The 19,188-nt window shown below is 52.9% G+C and carries 16 protein-coding genes (1 of these 16 running past the window's edge); 4 read left to right on the forward strand and 12 right to left on the reverse strand.

The features are described from left to right. The 12 genes from GNX18_RS13205 to GNX18_RS13260 form a co-directional block, all read right to left on the reverse strand. Positions 1–334, reverse strand: the 5' portion of a protein-coding gene (locus tag GNX18_RS13205) for a fumarylacetoacetate hydrolase family protein (RefSeq protein ID WP_166218672.1). It extends 674 nt beyond the left edge of the window; only the first 334 of its 1,008 coding nucleotides appear in the window; its start codon is at positions 332–334; its stop codon lies off the left edge, out of view. A gap of 35 nt (positions 335–369) precedes the next feature. Further along, positions 370–918 (reverse strand): VOC family protein, encoded by a 549-nt coding sequence (locus GNX18_RS13210; protein WP_166218674.1) that lies wholly within the window; start codon positions 916–918, stop codon positions 370–372. A 26-nt stretch (positions 919–944) separates the two neighbouring features. Then, positions 945–2,039 (reverse strand): 4-hydroxyphenylpyruvate dioxygenase, encoded by a 1,095-nt coding sequence (gene hppD / locus GNX18_RS13215; RefSeq protein WP_138236580.1) that lies wholly within the window; start codon positions 2,037–2,039, stop codon positions 945–947. A gap of 280 nt (positions 2,040–2,319) precedes the next feature. Beyond that, entirely contained in the window at positions 2,320–4,014 is a 1,695-nt protein-coding gene (locus GNX18_RS13220; RefSeq protein ID WP_205827910.1) for a flotillin family protein, read from the reverse strand. A 15-nt stretch (positions 4,015–4,029) separates the two neighbouring features. Next, positions 4,030–4,683 carry a YqiJ family protein gene (locus tag GNX18_RS13225; RefSeq protein ID WP_138236581.1) on the reverse strand — a complete coding sequence of 218 codons (654 nt, stop codon included), beginning with the start codon at positions 4,681–4,683 and terminating at the stop codon, positions 4,030–4,032. Further along, a complete protein-coding gene (locus GNX18_RS13230) occupies positions 4,683–5,351 on the reverse strand; it encodes a PspA/IM30 family protein (protein WP_166218676.1) in 669 nt (222 codons plus the stop codon). Before GNX18_RS13230 ends, GNX18_RS13225 begins: the two co-directional genes overlap by 1 nt. A gap of 74 nt (positions 5,352–5,425) precedes the next feature. Further along, complete coding sequence (locus tag GNX18_RS13235; RefSeq protein ID WP_166218678.1) at positions 5,426–5,881, reverse strand: hypothetical protein; 456 nt, start codon at positions 5,879–5,881, stop codon at positions 5,426–5,428. 262 nt (positions 5,882–6,143) lie between these two features. Then, positions 6,144–6,881, reverse strand: a complete 738-nt coding sequence (locus tag GNX18_RS13240; protein WP_166218680.1) for a tyrosine-protein phosphatase — start codon at positions 6,879–6,881, stop codon at positions 6,144–6,146. 121 nt (positions 6,882–7,002) lie between these two features. Then, on the reverse strand, positions 7,003–9,183 hold the full coding sequence (locus GNX18_RS13245; protein ID WP_166218682.1) for a polysaccharide biosynthesis tyrosine autokinase: 2,181 nt from the start codon (positions 9,181–9,183) through the stop codon (positions 7,003–7,005). 8 nt (positions 9,184–9,191) lie between these two features. Continuing rightward, the gene (locus GNX18_RS13250; protein WP_205827912.1) at positions 9,192–9,734 is read right to left on the reverse strand and encodes a polysaccharide biosynthesis/export family protein; all 543 of its coding nucleotides are present in this window, start codon (positions 9,732–9,734) and stop codon (positions 9,192–9,194) included. A 20-nt stretch (positions 9,735–9,754) separates the two neighbouring features. Continuing rightward, complete coding sequence (locus GNX18_RS13255) at positions 9,755–10,966, reverse strand: outer membrane beta-barrel protein (protein ID WP_166218684.1); 1,212 nt, start codon at positions 10,964–10,966, stop codon at positions 9,755–9,757. Between the two features lie 54 nt (positions 10,967–11,020). Beyond that, positions 11,021–12,433 carry an undecaprenyl-phosphate glucose phosphotransferase gene (locus GNX18_RS13260; protein ID WP_166218686.1) on the reverse strand — a complete coding sequence of 471 codons (1,413 nt, stop codon included), beginning with the start codon at positions 12,431–12,433 and terminating at the stop codon, positions 11,021–11,023. A gap of 569 nt (positions 12,434–13,002) precedes the next feature. Here GNX18_RS13260 and GNX18_RS13265 point away from each other — a divergent pair. From GNX18_RS13265 to GNX18_RS13280, 4 genes are all read left to right on the forward strand, one after another. Next, positions 13,003–13,665, forward strand: coding sequence for a hypothetical protein (locus GNX18_RS13265; protein ID WP_166218688.1), 663 nt, complete (start codon positions 13,003–13,005; stop codon positions 13,663–13,665). 129 nt (positions 13,666–13,794) lie between these two features. Beyond that, the gene (locus GNX18_RS13270) at positions 13,795–16,491 is read left to right on the forward strand and encodes an AMP-binding protein (protein ID WP_166218690.1); all 2,697 of its coding nucleotides are present in this window, start codon (positions 13,795–13,797) and stop codon (positions 16,489–16,491) included. A 53-nt stretch (positions 16,492–16,544) separates the two neighbouring features. Continuing rightward, a complete protein-coding gene (locus GNX18_RS13275) occupies positions 16,545–18,182 on the forward strand; it encodes an MBOAT family protein (RefSeq protein ID WP_166218692.1) in 1,638 nt (545 codons plus the stop codon). A 41-nt stretch (positions 18,183–18,223) separates the two neighbouring features. Beyond that, the gene (locus GNX18_RS13280; protein ID WP_166218694.1) at positions 18,224–19,153 is read left to right on the forward strand and encodes a hypothetical protein; all 930 of its coding nucleotides are present in this window, start codon (positions 18,224–18,226) and stop codon (positions 19,151–19,153) included. The last annotated feature ends 35 nt before the right edge of the window (positions 19,154–19,188 follow it).

A 19,188-nucleotide genomic window follows, 5' to 3' on the forward strand; every position in this document is an offset into this window, starting at 1 on the left:
ACATCAGTGGATCTGTCCAGAAGCTCTCCGGCATTTCCGCACCGCGAGCCTTGCGCACCAGTTCCACGTGATTGACATAGGCGGAACCATCCGCCCAGTGATAGGCCCTCGGCAGCGGCGAGTGGCACAGCGCCTGGTCGAAGGCTTCTCCCTCTATCTCGCCGCGATTCAGCCTCTGCTGCAGGCTTTCCAGCTTTGGGGCGAACTCCGCCCAGTTGTCCAGGGCGGATTGCAATGTGGCCGCGATCTCGCCGGCTTCCGCCATGCGGGTCAGGTCGTCACTGACGACGACGAGCTTGCCATCGCGTCCGTGTTTAAGGCTGGCTAACTTCACTGTGCCTTCCTCTTTGTTTCGATTAAGGAACTAAATCAAGGATCTAGGGGTTTGAATTCTGTGTCGCCGTGCATCCACGCCGCATGACGCGGTGCTTTTTTGGTGCGCGACCACTCTTCCAGCATGTCTTGCGCCACCCGCTTCAGCTCCTTGTGCATACCGGGCTTGGCAGTATTGGCGGCGAGCTCGATACGGTGGCCGTTGGGGTCGAAGAAGTAGATGGATTTAAAGATCGTGTGATCGGTGGGGCCGAGCACATCGACACCGGCCTCCTCAAGCTTCTGCTTCATCGCCAGCAACTCGTCCATGCTCTCCACTTCCAGCGCGATGTGCTGCACCCACTTCGGGGTGTTCTCATCGCGGCCCATGTCCGGGGAGTTGGGCAGCTCGAAAAACGCCAGCACATTGCCCTGGCCCGCATCGAGAAATACGTGCATGTAGGGATCCGGGGCCCCGGTGGAGGGCACCCTGTCTTCAGCGATGGCCAGCTGGAACTCCATGCCTAGAAGATCGCGGTAGAACTTCACCGTCTCTTTGGCATCGCGGCAGCGGTAAGCCACGTGGTGAATACGTTTGATTGCCATAGATGGCCTCCCGATACGCGGCCGTCTCAGGCCGCGTCTTCTTTGCCTTTGCCGCCGATCACACCGCGCTGCAGCTGGTCGCGCTCAATGGATTCGAACAGCGCCTTGAAGTTGCCCTCGCCAAAGCCCTCGTCCTCCTTGCGCTGAATGAACTCAAAGAACACCGGACCCAGCATGTTGGCGGAGAATATCTGCAGCAGCAGACGGGGCTGGCCGCCCTCGGTGGTACCGTCGAGGAGGATACCGCGTGCTTTCAGTTCCGCCGTGGGCTCACCATGGCCCGGCAGACGCTCTTCCAGCATTTCGTAGTAGGTCTCGGGGGGCGGAGTCATGAATTGCATGCCCTGGGCTTTCAGGCGATCCCAGCAGGCCACCAGGTCGTCGCAGGCGAAAGCGATGTGCTGGATGCCCTCGCCGTTGTACTTCATCAGAAATTCTTCAATCTGGCCGCCGCCACCGGCCGCCTCTTCGTTCAGCGGGATGCGGATCTTGCCGTCCGGCGCGGTCATGGCCTTGGACAGCAGCCCGGTGTATTCGCCTTTGATATCGAAATAGCGGATCTCGCGGAAATTGAACAGATCTTCGTAATACTTGGCCCAGTAGTCCATACGGCCGCGATAGACGTTGTGAGTCAGGTGATCCAGGGTGTGGAAACCGCAGCCCTCGGGGTGACGGTCGACACCTTCCAGCCAGTGGAAGTCGATGTCATAGATACTCTCGCCTTCTTTATAGCGATCGATCAGATACAGAGTGGCACCGCCAATACCCTTGATGGCCGGCAGCCGCAGCTCCATCGGACCCGTTGCCACATTTACCGGCTGCGCCCCCTTCTTGAGTGCTTCGTTATACGCGAAGGTGGCGTCCTTCACCCGGAACGCCAGGCCACAAGCGGATGGACCGTGCTCGCGGGCGTAGTAGTCCGCGTGACTCCCCGGTTCATAGTTGGTGATGAAATTGATATCGCCCTGGCGCCACAATTCCACGTCTTTGGTGCGGTGGCGGGCCACTTTGGTGAAGCCCATGGCCGCGAATACGCTTTCCAGGATGCCCTTCTCCGGCGCGGTGAATTCGACAAATTCAAAGCCGTCCAGGCCCATTGGGTTTTCGAACAAATCGGCCATGTGATCCTCCTTATGCGAGATCTTATATAGGACCTGAGGCGCCGCTTGTGGCAGCGAAGGTCGCTTTGGTTTCAGGTGCAACGAATTTAGTTACGCATGTAACCAATGTCAAGGACTGCGCCGCGAGGCTAACTAGTAATAGGACAGGCAAAGGGCAGTGAAGAGGAAATTGGTGACCGAATCGGAGATTGCGGTACCAATCTTACGGGCGGGATTGATCGCTTAACCCCGGGCCGACTGAGCGGCCCGGGCATGTCAGAAAAGATCCGCGTAACGAGAATCAGATCTGGGGTTCGGTCATTTTGCTGAAATCGCCCACACCGGCCTCCTTCAACAGTGAATCCACCAGTGGCGCCATGGCACGGTGCTTGAGAGCGCTGCCGACCAGTGCTTCGGGCAGGCTCTGCCCTTTGGATTCGCCATCGCTGTCGAGGATACCGCGGCTGGCGCGGCCATCGATTCCATTCAGCCCCTCCACAGATATGATCTTCATGCCGTCGATCTTCTCCATTGGGCGCACGCTTTCGCGAATGATGTTCGGCAGTGCATCGTGCAGGCTGAGGATACGCTTGAGCGCGATTTGCGCTTCGCTAAGGCTGTTCATGGCCTCGTTCATCAGGCGTTGACCCTCTGCATCCACAGCGTACTTCTCGCGATCCGCCTCAACCTTGATACGCACGGCTTCCGCCTCAGCCGCTGCCTGCAGTCGCAGCGCCTCGGCCTTGTCTTCAGCGGCCGCCTTTTCCGCTTCCGCGGCCACCTTGATGGCGGTGGCCTGACGCTCGGCTTCTTTCTGCGCCTCGATGATCTCAATGCGCTTATCGCGCTCGGCTACCTCAACATCCTTGGCGGTGCGCACCTGCTCTTCCGCTTTAACGGCTTCAGCGCGAGCGACGTTGGCCTGCTGGTCGGCCAGTGACTGCTCCTTGGATTTTTCCGCAACCGCAATGGCGCGCTCTTGTTCGGCAATTTCAAGGGATTTCTGCTTGGAAATGCGCTGCTCTTCGAGAATGCGCTCGCGCTCAATTTCCTGCTCCTGCAAGCGCTTTTCCTTTTCGATTTCCAACAGACGAGTGGCCTGCTCCGCGGCGATGCGGGACTGATCCACTTCACGCTGCGCCTCGATCTCTGCCTGACGCGCGGCCTTTTCCTGAGCCGCCAGCTCTTTTGCCATATCGGCTTTCTGGGCCGCTTCGCGGTTTTCTATTTCGCGCTGCTGCTCCAGGTGGGCGTAGCGCTTCTCTTTTTCGATCTCCAGACGCTGGCGCTCGGCTTCCAGGTTCTTGGTCTCGATCTGCACTCGTGTTTCCTGCTCGACGTCGTTCACTTCCTTGCGGCGCGCCTCAATGGAGCGCGTCATGCTAGCGAGACCTTCCGCATCGAACACGTTGTCCTGATTGAAAAACTCCTTGCTGGTCTGATCGAGGCCGGTCAGCGACACAGACTCCAGCTCAAGGCCGTTCTTCAACAGATCTTCAGACACCACCTGCTGGACTTTCTGTACAAACTGGCTGCGCTGCTCATGCAGTTCTGCCATCTGCATTTCCGCTGCCACGGAGCGCAAGGCGTCGACAAACTTGCCCTCGATCATATCTTTCAGCGCTTCCGGGTCCAGGGTGCGAATACCCAGGGTCTGCGCGGCATTGGCGATAGCATCGATGTCCGGCTTCACCCGCAGGTAAAATTCCGCAAGCACGTCCACGCGCATACGGTCCTTGGTGATCAACGCATGCTGCTCCTTGCGCGAAACCGCAAGACGCAAGGTATTCATGTTGACCGCGATGATTTCGTGCAGCACCGGAAGCACCAGTGCACCGCCATTCATGATGACCTTCTGTCCACCCATACCGGTGCGCACAAAAGAACGCTCCTTGGAGGCGCGGGTATACAGGCGCGCGAAGATAGTGCCGATAACGATCAGGCCGATAAGCACCGCCCCCGCCATGATCGCAATACTGGAAAGATTCTGAATCACGTAACTTTCTCCAATTTAGTTGTTTTGCGTCAGGTGCTGGCTGGCTGGGCGGATCACCCGGAAACGGGCTCCGCAATCTTCCACCAGCAACACCTTTTCTCCCTGTGAAAAGGTTTCCCCATCATCCGGCTCCACCATTACATAGTGGGTAGTGCCAAATTCGTCGCTGAAGCGCGCTTCCGCCGGTGAGCCGGGCGCGGCCTCGCCGATGGTGATGACCGCCACACGCCCAACAAAGGATTTTCGCCCTACGGCTTCGGTCTCATCGCCCACCGCAAAGCGGCGCAGCAGATTGCCAACAAAACGCACCTGTGGCAGCGCAAGCATGAATACCGGTACTGCGAGCAGCCAGCCGGGCAACAACAGACCGAACAGTGAATCTACAATCATCTGGATCAACAGGCCGGTCACACCGAAGCCCACCAGAAACGCCACCAACAGAATCAACGCCGGTACTTCACCGAAGCGCAACCAGCCGAGTAGCTTGGTGAGCACGCCCCCCGCCTCGGTATCCGGTGTGTCCAGATCTACATCGGGCAAGAGATTGTCGAGCATGTCGGAAATACCGGCACCGATCAGCGTCATCACGCCTTCCAGTACGGCAATCATCAACATCAACACCAGGGCGCCGGTGAACAGCTGATTGCCATCTTGCAGAAAGAACGCCATCAGACCTCCGCCTGGGTTTTAATTTTCGCCAGACGCTCTTTGATACGATTGCTGCGCGAAAGCTCTTCCAGCTCCGCCAGCTTGCTGGTATCGGCGCTCGACTCGGAGGTGGGCACGCCGGCATTTTCCAAAATACGGTTGAACGCACCAGAGGCCTGCTCCACCTTGTTGGCGGTGGTGCGGCTGCTGCCTGTTTGTTCCGCAGTGGTGCCGTTGCTCACGTGCTCGCTGGCCTTGATGAAATCGCGTAGCTGCTCGCGCATCTCGCGCTTTTTGCCCTGCAGCGCACTGATATAGGAACTCAGCTCGGAAATTTCCCGATCACTTTCCGCGATGGCTTTTTCCAGTACCGGAATCTGCGCTTCGATATCCATTTGCTTGGCAATCGCGGCCTCCGCCAGGTCGTCGCGGCCCTGCTGCACCGCCACCTCAATCTGCTCACTGAGCGTTGCATGGCGCGCATTTTCATCGTTCAGCGCCTTGCTGCTCAGATATTTGGCCGCTTCCGCTTTGCCGAGCTGATCGCGCACTTCGGCGATTGCATCGTCGATTTCACGGATCGCCTGCTCCATTACCAGTTGCGGCGTAGCGTTTTCCACTGAGTCCACCAGGGCATTGGCAGAAGCAGAAATGATACGGGAAATGCGTTTTATCAGTCCTTCTTTCATGTTGTTCCTTCCTCGTGTTTGTTGTCAGTCAATCGTTGTATGCAAATATTTTCACACCGGAGCTTTCCGCAGTGTCAGCGCTTGAGTAAATCCGTCAGGCGCTGGCGAATGATGGCCGCCGCCTGCCTATCGATAAGTCGCGGCTCATCCTGCAGCGCCACCAGCAGTATTTTTTCCATGAACGCATCGACTATCGGCAGCGCCTTATGCTCGAGCGCAGGGGCGATCTGCTCCTCGCCAGTACATACCTGGATTGCGGCGGCGCCCTCGGTCACGAGTTCCAGCAGCGCCTCAACCAGCAGGCTGCGCCGGTTTTCGTCAGCGTATCTGGCTTTTACCGGGAGCATGGTTTCGCCGGCGGCAAGGTAGGCGCGGACAAAACTCTCCACACCCACAGACTCCCGCGCCATGGCGATAAGCTCGCGCACCTTTTCGCTCTGGGTTATAGCGCCATTGCGGTCGATGGACATGAGGTAGGTGTAATCGTCCGCGGAAAGGCGCGCCGATATGGATTGTGTCTTGTTAAGCATGGCAATCCCTGACTTGCGATGTATACAAAAGTACACACGATTCCGGGATGCCGTCAATTACACGCGCTTACATCGCAGCAACTTACAGCAAAACCATGAAAGAAAGTCACGAAGGAATGTTGCGGCGAAGCCTTGTCCGCACAAGTGGCAATGAGTACCTGGTAGCCGTTGCCGCCAGCCAGGCTCGGCCTATCCCAGCTGGTATGCTGACACTGGCCTAGTGGTATGAGAGCTGCACGTTAAGAAAACGGATTCGCCAGAACTATCGCTTGGCAAACAAGCGGTCGCCGACAATTTTTACCGGGTTGTCTTGAACCAGAGCCCACGCCCGCGTTTCTCCAATGATCTGCTCTGCCGCATGCCGCCCCTCTGCCAGATTTGGTGGGCGCCGATAGAGGTGGTGCGTGTCGGTGGCAAGTACCGTTGCCAGCCCCTTCTTCAGTAATTTCTCCGCACAGAGGCGCGAGGGCTCGCCAAATTGTCCGACCAGCGCACCGGCGGTCAATTGAAACAGACAGCCCGCTCTGACCAAGGGCTCGATTTGATCGAGATCGCGCAGAACATCCTTGTTGCGTTCGGGATGCGCGATCATCGGGCGAATGTTCCGCTGGGCGAGCCACTCAACCAATTGGGTCACGCCAGCAGGGATATGGCTGTGTGGCATCTCCAGCAGTACAAGCAGATCCCCCTCCCAGTGCCCCAACGCGGGAAGCTGTTGCTTGGAGGCCATATACAAGAGTTCGTCAGAGATCCGCACCTCTGCAGCGAGGGCCAGCTGAACGCCGAGTTCCTCCTCGGCCGCCAGACAAGAAAGGAAGTCCCGGAAAGCCAGCTCGAGCGAATGGGAAGTGTTCAAGTAGCGCCCGGGATGGATATGTGGCGTAACCACAATATGGGTAATACCATTTGCCGCCGAAGCCCGGATAAGTTCCAGGCTCTGGGCAAATGACCTGGGGCCGTCGTCGATTCCAGGGAGGATATGGCTATGCAGGTCGATCATGAATACTGTATGTCCGTAAAGCCGCAGGTATCGGTATCAACTGCAAGGGCGCATAACGCGGGCGAGCGGGTCAATCACCCCCCACCGGAATGCGAAATAATCGCGACTAAAACATTCGCCACTAAGAGTACTCGGGATAGTATCCATAATACTGATCGGAATAGGCGCTCTTGCGATCCATGGTCACACTGTTGAGAATGACTCCTTCCGGCTTGACACCAAGACTGAGTAGACGGGAAATGGCTGCTCGAATGATACCCATGCGGGTGTCTTCGGCCCGCACTACATAGAGCAGCGAACAGACATACCTGGAAATTACCAGCACATCGCTTACCGCCTGGACAGGCGGTGTATCAATAAGGATGCGGTCATACTTGGTCCGCAACTCTTTCAGCACACTCTGGAATTGTACCGATCCCAGCAGTCGCTGTGGGTCTTCCGGACGGATGCCCGCGGGGATGATGTCAATGCCGCTTTTCTTGTCCCTGACAATACACTCGTCGATAGAGAAACGCCCCGAGAGCAGATCAGCGAGGCCCGGTCTGCTTGGTGCCACTTCGAAGCGACGGCCAATGGAGGGCCGTCGCATGTCTGCGTCAATTAACAGCACCCTTTCCAGCTGGCCCAACGAGAATGCCAAGTTGATGGCAACCGTTGTTTTCCCCTCGGATGGAGCGGAAGAAGTAATACAGATAACTTCGGCTTTGTTCTCAACACGGGAAAGAACCACGCCGGTCCGAAGTGAGCGAATTGCCTCTGCAAATTGACCGTGTCCAGCGTCAAAGTAGCTGTACAAAGGCAGCGCGTCATGCTCGGCTATCGCAACTTTGGGAACCATCCCCATCAAGGGGAAACCCAGCTTTCTGTTTACGTCCTGCGGATCGCGTATTCCACTCTTCAGCAGATCCAGTAAAACGACGATGGCGACACCCAAGCCCGCGCTGGCAACAAAGGCGAACAATATCAGCAAGCGCTTTTTAGACGCCATTGCGCGGCGCGGTACAATTGCGGGGTCAGCCAGACGCGCCGCTGCTGTTTCGTAGCCGGATACCTCCCTTGTTTCCTTGAAGCGTGTCAGGAAGGTATTGTAAAGCTGAGTATTGACATCCACTTCCCGCTTCAGCTCATCGTAGCGAATTTCCTTTTGCGCGACAGTTTGCAGATCCGCTTTAGCATGGGAGAGCTCCTCCTCAAGCGACTGGACTTTTCCTTTAACCTGGAAATAGTCGACCTCGATACTCGCGACAAGCTTCCTTATTTCACTGCGCAATTGCGCACGCGCATTGTCAAGCTCGTCCTGCGCTGCCTGCATGACAGGATGTTTTGGTCCGTAGCGCCGCGCCAATTCCGTGACCCCAAGCAATGCATTGGTTTCCGCCTGACGCGCCGCCTGGACCAGAGGATTATTGAGAACTTCAGGTTGATTCAGCAAAGCCTCCTCGGGGAGATTTTTTTGCCGCACCTGACTGTACAGTAACTGGACATCTTTCAGTTCCCGCTTCGCCTCAAGCAACTGATCCATCGTTTCATTCAGTTCCTGCGATGCCAGCCCGCGAACGCCCTGAAGATCGACAAGATCCTCCTGTTGCTGGAATTGATTCAGCGCCTGCTCGGACGCTTCCAGCTTACCGCGTAAACCTTCAAGCCTCTCACTCAGCCAACTGGTTGCCTTTTCCGTGACATCGGCGCGGACCCTCTGCTGTTCCGCGATATACGCGTTTACAACCGCATTCGGTATTGCGGCCGCCAGTTTTGGGGAGTAGCTTTCGTAGGAGAGCTTAATCAGCTGGGTATTTCTAACCGGTGTAACCACAATACCTTTGGAGATACTGTTGACGATGAATTCCCGCTTCTGCCGCGACTGAGTTGCAGGATCGACGATTGGCCGTTCGGCCTCCATCCCAATCAGCGCCCTGAGCCTTCCGACGAGAGTGGGCTTCACTGGCTGATTAAACTCATCATGATCTTCAAGGTTCAGAGAGTCCACTACACGTTCTGCAATACCCCGCGATCGCAACATTTCCACCTGAGTCATTAGAAACTCTCTACGTTGCGCGCCAACGTCATACACGTCGCGGATGGAAATGAGATTGGCCTCACTGCCTCCAATTAATAATGTAGCTGTTGCTTGATACCTGTCGCGGATGTTCTGGACAGCAAAATAGGCCGCGGCCGTCAACACTAGCGCAAAAGCTATGATGTACCATTTTTTTTCATAGACAGCGAAAAACAGGGCAATAAAATCTATATTCCCCAATGGAGAGGGGGCCGCCTCGTCAGCGTTGATTACATTTTTCTCCATACTTGTATTCAGAAAAACCCCTGCTCAATAGTTATCACATCGCCAGGTTGCAGTTTTGTAGACAAACTGACGCGCATTTTCTTGCCTTCCGGCATTCCCTCCCGGGTAAGATATATCCGGCTTTCGGAACCACGCTCGGTAAGCCCCTGAGCCAATGCGGCAGCCTTACCCACGGTGAGGCCGGGCTGGTAGCTGTATCCTCCCGGAACCTGAACCTCACCATAAATAAATACCGGACGATACTGCGTGATCGTCACCGTGATACTTGGATTAACCAGGTAGTCCCCTTCGAGACCTTTGAATATCTTTGCTTCAAGCTCTGTCGGCGTAAGGCCGGCCACTTCGACCTCACCCAAAAATGGATAGTTGATACTTCCAGATTCACCGAGTATAGCGTCGACGCTCAGGTCGCTTTCTCCGTATACACGGATCGAAATCCGGTCTCCCGCATTCATACGATATTCCGCCGTATCCGCAGTAAGCTCTCCAGCCACCGAAAAAGACCACGCTGTAACAACCAGGTAAAAGAGAATTCGTCTCATGCTGTGCATATTGCTATATCCATTGCGCTCTACAGCGGTGCTTCCACACCCAACATATACCGACTGTTCTCAATACCACTCGCCGTAGTGGAAATCTGGTTTTCCAGCCTCGAGAATCCCATATAAAGCCTCAGCCAGTCTGCCGGTTGGTAGCGAATCATGAGGTTCGATCGCAACACGTTGCTGGTACTGGCTTCCCCCACAAATTCTCCCACCGTGCGACTATAAGAAAGTGTGCTGTCAAGAGTTCCGGTCCACTGGTGCGACCAGGAAAACACACTGCTCTCGACATCCACAAAGTCCGCAGTACCCGGTGACTCCTGCACCGTTCTGCCGGTGGTAATTGAAAGCGTGCTGTATGTTTTTGGGCTCCAAGACGCTGATACATCCCAGCGAGGGCCAGCGAAGTCTTGCCGCTCATTAAGCGTGAAGTCCTTATTCAGGCGCCCCGCCCTTAGCCCCAGCCTGGTTTTCGCCAGTCTGTACTCCGCAGTACCCAGTACAAGAATCTCTCGGCTGTCGCGATCCGGAACCACACCGAGATCAACATAATCGAACTCAGTATTCGCCAATTGAACTCCCAGCATTACTCGGTTACTGGGCGAATAATTCATGTCGATCGAAGAACGTGCCGTTGCAAAATCCCGCGCGGGATCCTCAAATGCGTTCTTTTGCTTAGCATGGCGAATAACTCCCTGTGCACTGCTACCCTGGCGTCCCAGTACGAAGGTAACATCTGCGCTTGGCCGTCGCGTTCTCTGTCCTTCTATCAAGATAGGATCCAGACCACCATCCGGATTCCCGCTAATTGTTTGCGCTAAATCCGTATAGTTGACCGACGTCTGCACTTCGAGAAAATTCGCCGCACGCCACCGCCAGTCGAAATTTCCTACATAATCATTAAAACTCTGTCGACTGCTGTTGCGATAGTGGCTATTGGCCAAGGAGAAACTTCCGGAAAAGCTGGTCGCCGTGCCCTCTCTTGAGATGTCCAGCGCAGGCATCGTCCTTGTGACCCAGTCGTCCTGCTCGTTTTCTGCCGCCAGGAAGACGTTGTCATCGTATTGAACCTCTACGGTAGCCGTACTGTCTAGTTCGATGTTTGCTGGCAACGCTATCGTAACGGCAAATCCTGACTGGCTCGCCGCCATCAAGGTCCACAGAAGTATGATGCGAGGTCTGCTCCTCCGGCGACAGCGTATAAAAGCAAATGCAAGTGTGTCGACTTGTACAAGCTTCATTTCATTGTCCTGTTGTATTTTGAGTGCTGCTATCGTGATGTCATTAAACAACCTTTAATACGCATTTTTATGGTAGAAACCACGGTAAACAGTCAAAAATACTATGCGCAGATCAAGCAATATCGACCATCGGCGAATGTACTCGAGATCGTACTCGACACGCCGGCTCATTTTGTCCAGGGTATCTGTCTCTCCACGAAAACCTTTGATCTGTGCGAGCCCCGTAATTCCCGGCTTCACTTTATGGCGAAGCATGTAGCCATTAACCAGACTCCGGTACTCCTCATTGTGCGCGACCGCATGTGGTCTGGGACCAACAATTGACATGGTACCCTGTAGAACGTTGAAGAATTGCGGAAGCTCATCCAGAGACGTGCGTCGTAGTATTCTTCCAACAGCAGTAATTCGTTGATCACCAATCTTCGCCTGTTGTACTTCGTCGCCGTCATCCATTACCGTCATGCTGCGGAACTTCCAGACATATATTGTTCTGCCATCGAGACCATAGCGCCGCTGCTTGAAGATGATTGGTCCCGGAGATGAAAGCTTTACGGCTACCGCCACAAACAACATAAGCGGTGAAATGACAGTGAGAATTATTGATGCGAGGACCAGATCCTCTAGTCGCTTAAGCCAACCATCAAAACCCTGTATTGGCGTATCAAATACACTGAGCAGGCTGCTGCTTCCAACCTGATGCCAGCGCGCATGCAGCATTTTGGCCACAAAAAAGTTCGGCAGAATGTGGACGGTCGCAGTAGTGTCAGAAAATTTATCCAGTGTTTCACTGATGAGATCCTCTGCCCGCATCGGTAATGCAATAAATACGACATCAAGACCTCCGGCGCGCCCCTTGGCAACCGCTTCATCCACCGTGCCGAGAATGGGAAACCGGGTGCAATTACGCTCTCTTGCGCTGCGATCCTGGAACTCTGGAACGTCGTAAAAACCGACTACGTGTATGCCCAACTGTGGATTCGTCATCAAGTCATCCGCCAGCTTATAGCCGGCATCGGTACAGCCAATAATGACAGCGCTACGGGTATTGCGTCCGCGCAAGCGTATCGAAAACAGAACCTGACGCAGACAGAATCGCCAGAAAGCCAGGCCAAATAATGTAGATACAAGCCATGCAATTACTGCGGGTCGCTTGTAATCGGCGGAAAACGTATTGAATGAAAAGGCGAGAAGAATCAGAAAAATGCACACAGCTACCCAGGCAACTGTGACGGTACCCAGGATTCGAACATACGTCTCACCCCGCCACGATCTGTATAGCTCTACCGATTCCGCTATAAATGCAAAGCTGACGGACGCAAGCAGACCTGCTATCAGCCAGTCTTTACCCGGTGGGACCTCAAAAAATGTGAGACACGCGTAAAGAATACCCTGGATAAGCAGGACATCGAACAAGCGATAAAGCGCGGTAATACGACTCTGACGATTGCGGACCCATCCCTGTTCCACAAGAACCCCCTGATTTTACGAGGCATCGGCCCCAAACTATTCCATGTACTCATCAAGGTCGGCAAAAACACCGACGTCACTGCTGGGGAGCAGTGGTTCCTACCTTTATTGTGTTATACCCCTTTAACCATCTCCCGTAGATGTCAATGCATATACTGGGCCGAATTTCGTTTCTAGAAAGAGGTAATTTTTATTGGCGCCGTGGCCATTCGGTAGCGCACTCCAGTGCCCGGCGATTATCCGCTCAAACTGTGACACAACTCAACTAAATTTGACGCACTTATCTGCTCAAGCGCGCCAGGCATCCGTTTTGGCATGATATTCATCAACGCCATTACACAGCCATTACAGATGAATCGTGCGCCTTCTCTTTTTCTATTTCCCTTTTTTGGGGCAGCGGACCGTGCCAAGTGCACAATTTTGACAAAACCAAGATGCTACCTAAGAATTTTGGGCGCTAGCTCACGGTAATTTTCGGTTGACTTTATTTTTGGCGCTGCCATATTAGACGGCGTTCATTTCCGTTTTATTTTCGGCAAGGACGTGCTTATTCTTATGGGGGACAAGGAATGTCTAAAGTCAGCAGAGTTGATCACATTGCCTACGCGGTAGAAAAGGGAATGATCGAAAAGTGGGCCTGGTACCACATCGAAGTTGAGGGCGGAAAACTTACCAAGCGCGTCGATGACGTGCGACCAGATGATCCAGATAGCAGTATGAAACTCTGGTGCATCGACTTCGCCTCTTTTGGTGTGGTTCTGGTTGAAGGAATTGATCGCAATAAAAAAAGTCAGGTGACAGCCTTTGCCGACTGTCACGGCGACCATAGCGTACAGCACATCGCTTTCGATACCGAAGACCTTGAGCAGTTTGTTTCTCACGCAATTTCCAAGGGCGTAAACCTCCGCGGCCAACAGCTTGTAAGCAATGACGGCTTTGGAGAACTTAAACAACTCTTTGGAAAAGGTTACGCCAAGCAAAACGCTGCAGAAATGTCGTTTCCGGAATACGTGGAGCGCCCCAAACAGGGCGCCAGCATGAGCACCAGCGTGCCGCCAAACACGGGCAGGAACTTCTACCAGCGCATCGAACACGCGCGCAATACCGGCGATACATCCACCCTTATAGATTTTTCCCTGATGCCATCTGACTGGACACCGGAAAGCAAGCCGGTTGCAGCACCTGGCAATGTATCGCAAGCCTGCGCTCGCGAAGAATTGGCACCGGCTTGATACTTGGTCTCGGCTGTAAACGCCAGTAAAGCCAACCTCCGAACGGTTTCCTATGAAGACCCTCTGACATCCTTCTGACACGAGGAGACCTTCGGTTAACCCCTTCTGTTAAGCGAATATCCGCCACCTATGGACGATATCATTGTGGGTAGTACGCCGATCACTAGCGTGCAGGGTAAAAGTAGTGACGCAGCTATTTTGCCTTCGGATCAGTCCGCCCTCGCGGATGGCGATATTCCCGTAGTCCGGCGGATAGAACGTAACGCGGCGCGCGCGCCCGATAAAACCGCGCTTATTTATGATGACCAGAATATTACTTACGCCACTCTCGTTTTATCCGCAAGGCAGGCTGCAGCGGGGCTTCTCAGGCTCGGGGTAACAGCGGGATCTCGGGTGGCCGTATTGATGCACCCCAGCCCGGAACTGGTCAGCTGTCTGCTTGGCATTCATATGCTTGGTGCCACCTATGTACCGATCGATCCCGGCTTTCCCAAAGGGCGGATCGACCTGATTCTTAAGGATGTGGAGCCTTCCGGGATTATTTGTTCGGATCATGTGTTTACAGAATTTTCATGTGAGATCGACGGAGAACTCGTAGAACGTCTCTACAGTTACTCTGCGGTACAAACCGACGGTATCCCACATGAAGAGCATTTTTGCCCCCATCCAGTCAAGCTTGACGACGAGTCGCACATATTTTTTACCTCAGGCACTACCGGGCGTCCCAAGGGTGCCATCTCTTCCCAACGCAACCTGGCACACGGGATGTCGTCTTCCGTTCGCTGCTTCGAACTGAGCGATGATCTTGGAATTCTGTCGGTCGCGGGTGCTTCGTTCAGTATTAGCACCTTTGAGCTATTGGCCCTACTCACCTGTGGCGGCTACACGCTGATCGCGCAACGCGCCGATATCCTGGACCCGGAAAAGCTGTTCGCTGCCGCCCGAAAGGTATCGGTCTGGCATTTTGTCCCTTCTCTTTTGGCGAGGCTGATTGACTATATAGAGGAAGTACCCGAGCGAATCGCCGTGCTTACGTCACTAAAACGCATACTCACCGGCGGTGACAACGTGCCACTGGACCTCCTTTGTCGGGTGCGCAGGCTGCTTCCCGCGGTACAGCTTTATGTGAACTACGGCGCAAGTGAAACCAATTGCATGGTGACCTATTGGCCCGTACGGGATGCCGTACCGTCAAAAACAAGAATTGGTGTAGCTCAACACAACGTCCAATTGATAGTTCTTAACAAGCAGAGGAGCCCGGTTATTCCCGGCGAAGTGGGTGAACTGTTTGTAGCAGGCCCGGGGGTAGTTTCTGGCTATATGCACCGCAATGATTTAAATGAAGAAAAATTTTTCTGGCACCACGGCAAGCGCTTTTTCGCTACTGGCGATATGGTGCGCATAGATGAGAACGGACTGTACGAAATTATTGGCAGAGAGGACTTTCAGATCCAATTGAATGGCAACCGGATCGAGTTACTGGAAGTCGAAAGTACGATTAAACGGATTGGTAACATCAAAGACTGTGTTGTAACCGCCAGATATGCGAGCGCTGACTCGAATACACTTACACTGATCGCTTATCTGGTCGCCACAAATAAATCATTGCCACCGGTCGAACACATAAAAACCTGTCTACGTAAACACCTACCAGAATACATGATTCCATCGCTTTATCTGGAACTTAATGCCGTGCCGACAAATCACAATGGCAAAGTCGACAGAGCAAATCTTCCTGAGCCAGGCACTTGTAAGGTTCTCGAATCGTCAGCTAGCGAACCACTGATTGGCGAGCTTGAAAAACATCTGGCAAGTATTTGGCGAGATCTCCTACCGGTACAATATATCCATGCAAACAGCGATTTCTTCGAACTCGGCGGCGACTCCATAGCGGCCGTTCGAGCAATGGCACGGATATCCACTGAACTCAATTGCAATGTCTCGATGGCAGATATCATCTCGAACAGAACGGTGCGACAAATTGCCAATACAATAACGAGTCGATCGGTGAGTCAACGCGCGAATGGTGATGCAGACCCCGGATATCTGATGCTAAAGCCCGGCCGTAGGGATCTCTCCCCGCTTTTACTAATTAATGGTGTGGTGGAGTACATGGCGTTAGCCAAAGCGCTTCGTACCCAGAGAGCTATTTACGCTGTATACCTGCCGGAGGAGGTAGACCTCATCGTTAATGGTGAAAAATCTGCAGCTGCCACAAGCACCAGTTCCATCGCGGGAATTACACAGCTCTACCTATCGGTAATCTGCAAGCTACAACCCGAAGGGCCGTACTTCCTTGCCGGGAAGTCCTATGGCGGAATAATCGCTATTGAAGTCGGACGATCGCTAAAGGCGATGGGGCACAAAATTGAGTTTACGGGGCTTCTAGACACAGTTATTCCCGAAGTCTTCACCACGCATAGGAAATTATCTTTTCGTATTTCTGAACACTTAAAGAGAGCCATTAACGAGGGGCCAGGCTATCTCCTTGATCGTTTCAGGGAGCGTTATGGAATTATCAAACTGTCGACGCAGACTACAGAAGACGAACGATCCCAAAATGCGGTTTCGGACAATATCCGTACCCGCCACCAGGTTCGAAAGAACGCAATTTTTACAACCCGGCTATCAAAGATCAGCGGCGCTATCACGCTGATTAAAGCCCGGGACAGGAAATATCTATACGGGGAACGCCCATCGAAAGACCTGGGATGGAACAAGTACTGTGACGACCTGACTATCTATGAAGTACCTGGAGATCACCACTCAATGTTGCAGGCGACGCATGTCGGTGCAGTGGCCAAACACCTGGAAGCGCATATCTGATGCGCCTCCCAAAACACAATGACAAATTTACAAGAATACGGCGTTGAACAAGCGTGCTATTTAATTCCCTACCTTTTATCTTTGTTTTTCTACCCGCGGTAGTTTTCGGGTTTTATCTTTTACGCCGTTTTCACCTGTTTCGCTCTTCCCTCACATGGCTCGCACTCGCCTCCTTATTATTCTACGCTTGGTGGGCACCTCAGTATCTTGGTCTATTGTTAGGATCTATATCGGTAAACTTTCTCATTGGGAAACGTGTAGCGTTATCTTTTCACAAAAAGGTTTGGCTTGTTTCAGGCGTCATCGGAAATCTATCGGCCATTGCCGTATACAAATACCTAGGTTTTTTTGCCACCACCGTATCCCAGCTTACAAATACGGAAATTTCAGTACCTGATTTGATACTGCCTTTAGCCATTTCTTTTTTTACCTTTCAGCAGATTGCTTACCTGGTAGACACCTATCGCAGTGGTCGGCCAGAATATGAATTCGGTCGATACCTTTTGTTCGTATCGTTCTTCCCACAACTTATCGCCGGACCGATCGTTCAACACAAAGAGGTTGCAGGTCAGCTTTCTCGGCTCGCCATCCGCTCAATACGTGTTGAACAGATAAACTTTGGTGTATGTTTATTCGTTATCGGACTCGCCAAAAAAGTAATTCTTGCGGATCAACTCGCCCCCTATGCGACCCCCGTATTCAACGCCGCAGACGATGGTACATCACCAACCTTCCTCGAAGCCTGGGGCGGTCTACTGGCCTACTCATTCCAATTGTATTTTGACTTCAGTGGCTATGCGGATATGGCCGTAGGGCTCGCAAAGATGTTCGGCGTTGAGCTTCCGCGGAACTTCAATTCACCCTATAAATCAACCAACATTATCGAATTTTGGCGACGCTGGCATATCACGCTATCAAATTTCTTGCGGAATTACCTTTATATACCACTTGGGGGAAGCCGAGAAGGCTCCCGTTCATTTAATCTTTTGACAACTATGCTGCTCGGCGGATTGTGGCATGGTGCGGGCTGGAACTTCATTATCTGGGGCGGCCTACACGGAGTGTATCTTGTCGCAAATCATCAATGGCGATATCTACACGCAAAAGTAATCGCGACTTTTCCGTCCAATTATGTGAACGTTTCCGGCTCCAACGCCTCGATACAAAACAATACCGCTTGTCTGGACGACGCAGAAAATATTATCAGTCAGGGCTCATCGCCCAAACGCCGTCTGCTCAAGGCTATTTCAGGTGTCACAGGTGTAATATTTACCTTTCTATTGGTATCTCTGGCTTGGATATTCTTCCGTGCAGAGTCTCTAAACGGCGCCGTCGCTATGCTCCGCGGCGTCTTTGGACTTCATGGTCTGGCATTACCCAGCGAGATATACAACATAGCGCCGCAGTTATTCTCAACGTTTTCTGTTGTCGTACCAGACTCCAACCTCGGCTCTTTCCCTCATATAAAAGGCTTCGTCGTTATTCTTGTCGCCGCCGTTCTGGCATTCCTCGCACCAAATTCAACGGAAATTTCACACTGGTTAATGACAAGACCTGACCGTACAGTGAACTCTCGAAGGCGCTTATTCTTGACCACCTCATGCATGACTCTTCTGGGGATCGTTTTCTCAATATGTCTTAAAATTCTGGTGCTCGCTCCTGATAGCGAGTTTCTCTATTTTAACTTCTGAACTCTATGCGACACGCTATTGCATTCATATCTGGCGCTTTTGTGGGTATTGCTCTGCTGGTATTTCTGGTAATCATGCAGATGGGCACACCGACCTCCAGCTCAAAGTGGGCTTACGACCTATATTCAGTAAAAGAACGACATGCCAGCCAGGAAAATAGGCATAAGTTATTAATTGTGGCGGGCTCGAACAGTTTGTTTGGCATTAACTCTTCGTTGCTGGAAAGCAGGTTGCGGATCCCCACCACTAACCTTGGCGTTCATGCTGGCTTGGGATTGAAGTATATACTCGAGCGAAGCAAGCGATCGCTAGGTAGAGGCGACATTGTCTACCTGCCACTGGAGCTTGATTTGTATCAGCAGGAAGATACGCCGTCTGCGCAATTAATGGATTTCGTGTTAGCAAGAGATCCACAGTACCTTCATACCTTGCCCATACAGCAACAAATTTTGGGCTTTGCCAACGTGTCAATAGCAAGGATCATTGAAGGATTGCGCGGAGGGAGTGACCGATATTTGGGGAATTCTTCAACGGTTTATAATGTTCACAACGTAGATTCTTCGGGAGACCAAACAAACAACACGCTGGAAAAATCGAGAGATTACTCAAGCCGCCTGGAGCGGCTGACACCAAAAGATATTGGTAATGCCGAAATATCCAACTACTCCAAAAATCTTATACGCGACTACGTTCACTGGGCCAGAAAAAGTGGTGTCTGTGTAATTGGCGGGCCACCGAGCCTGATGAAATTTGAAGAGTATGAGTCCGAGAGGTTTCTGGAGTTCTTGGGAAAGACCGTGAATTTATTCTCCGACCTGGGCGTTCATTACGTAGGAAGGCCGGCGGATTACCTTTTCCCCAGGGAACTCTTCTTCGACACGGAGTATCACTTAAATACGAAAGGTGCAATGATTCGCACGCAACTTATCATCGACGACCTCGGTACGGGTCTTTCGGCGCATTGCGGATAATTGGTTCACTCGCATATTTCTCTCAACCAATTATT

The sequence above is a fragment of the Microbulbifer sp. SH-1 genome (assembly GCF_011326135.1).
In the GTDB taxonomy this organism is placed as follows: domain Bacteria; phylum Pseudomonadota; class Gammaproteobacteria; order Pseudomonadales; family Cellvibrionaceae; genus Microbulbifer; species Microbulbifer harenosus.

What these genes read in the sequence shown, in the direction of transcription:
- GNX18_RS13210 (WP_166218674.1), bottom strand. Translation starts at nt 918, where the DNA reads ATGGCAATCAAACGTATTCACCACGTGGCTTACCGCTGCCGCGATGCC.
- hppD (WP_138236580.1), bottom strand. Translation starts at nt 2,039, where the DNA reads ATGGCCGATTTGTTCGAAAACCCAATGGGCCTGGACGGCTTTGAATTT.
- GNX18_RS13225 (WP_138236581.1), bottom strand. Translation starts at nt 4,683, where the DNA reads ATGGCGTTCTTTCTGCAAGATGGCAATCAGCTGTTCACCGGCGCCCTG.
- GNX18_RS13230 (WP_166218676.1), bottom strand. Translation starts at nt 5,351, where the DNA reads ATGAAAGAAGGACTGATAAAACGCATTTCCCGTATCATTTCTGCTTCT.
- GNX18_RS13235 (WP_166218678.1), bottom strand. Translation starts at nt 5,881, where the DNA reads ATGCTTAACAAGACACAATCCATATCGGCGCGCCTTTCCGCGGACGAT.
- GNX18_RS13240 (WP_166218680.1), bottom strand. Translation starts at nt 6,881, where the DNA reads ATGATCGACCTGCATAGCCATATCCTCCCTGGAATCGACGACGGCCCC.
- GNX18_RS13245 (WP_166218682.1), bottom strand. Translation starts at nt 9,183, where the DNA reads ATGGAGAAAAATGTAATCAACGCTGACGAGGCGGCCCCCTCTCCATTG.
- GNX18_RS13250 (WP_205827912.1), bottom strand. Translation starts at nt 9,734, where the DNA reads ATGCACAGCATGAGACGAATTCTCTTTTACCTGGTTGTTACAGCGTGG.
- GNX18_RS13255 (WP_166218684.1), bottom strand. Translation starts at nt 10,966, where the DNA reads ATGAAGCTTGTACAAGTCGACACACTTGCATTTGCTTTTATACGCTGT.
- GNX18_RS13265 (WP_166218688.1), top strand. Translation starts at nt 13,003, where the DNA reads ATGTCTAAAGTCAGCAGAGTTGATCACATTGCCTACGCGGTAGAAAAG.
- GNX18_RS13270 (WP_166218690.1), top strand. Translation starts at nt 13,795, where the DNA reads ATGGACGATATCATTGTGGGTAGTACGCCGATCACTAGCGTGCAGGGT.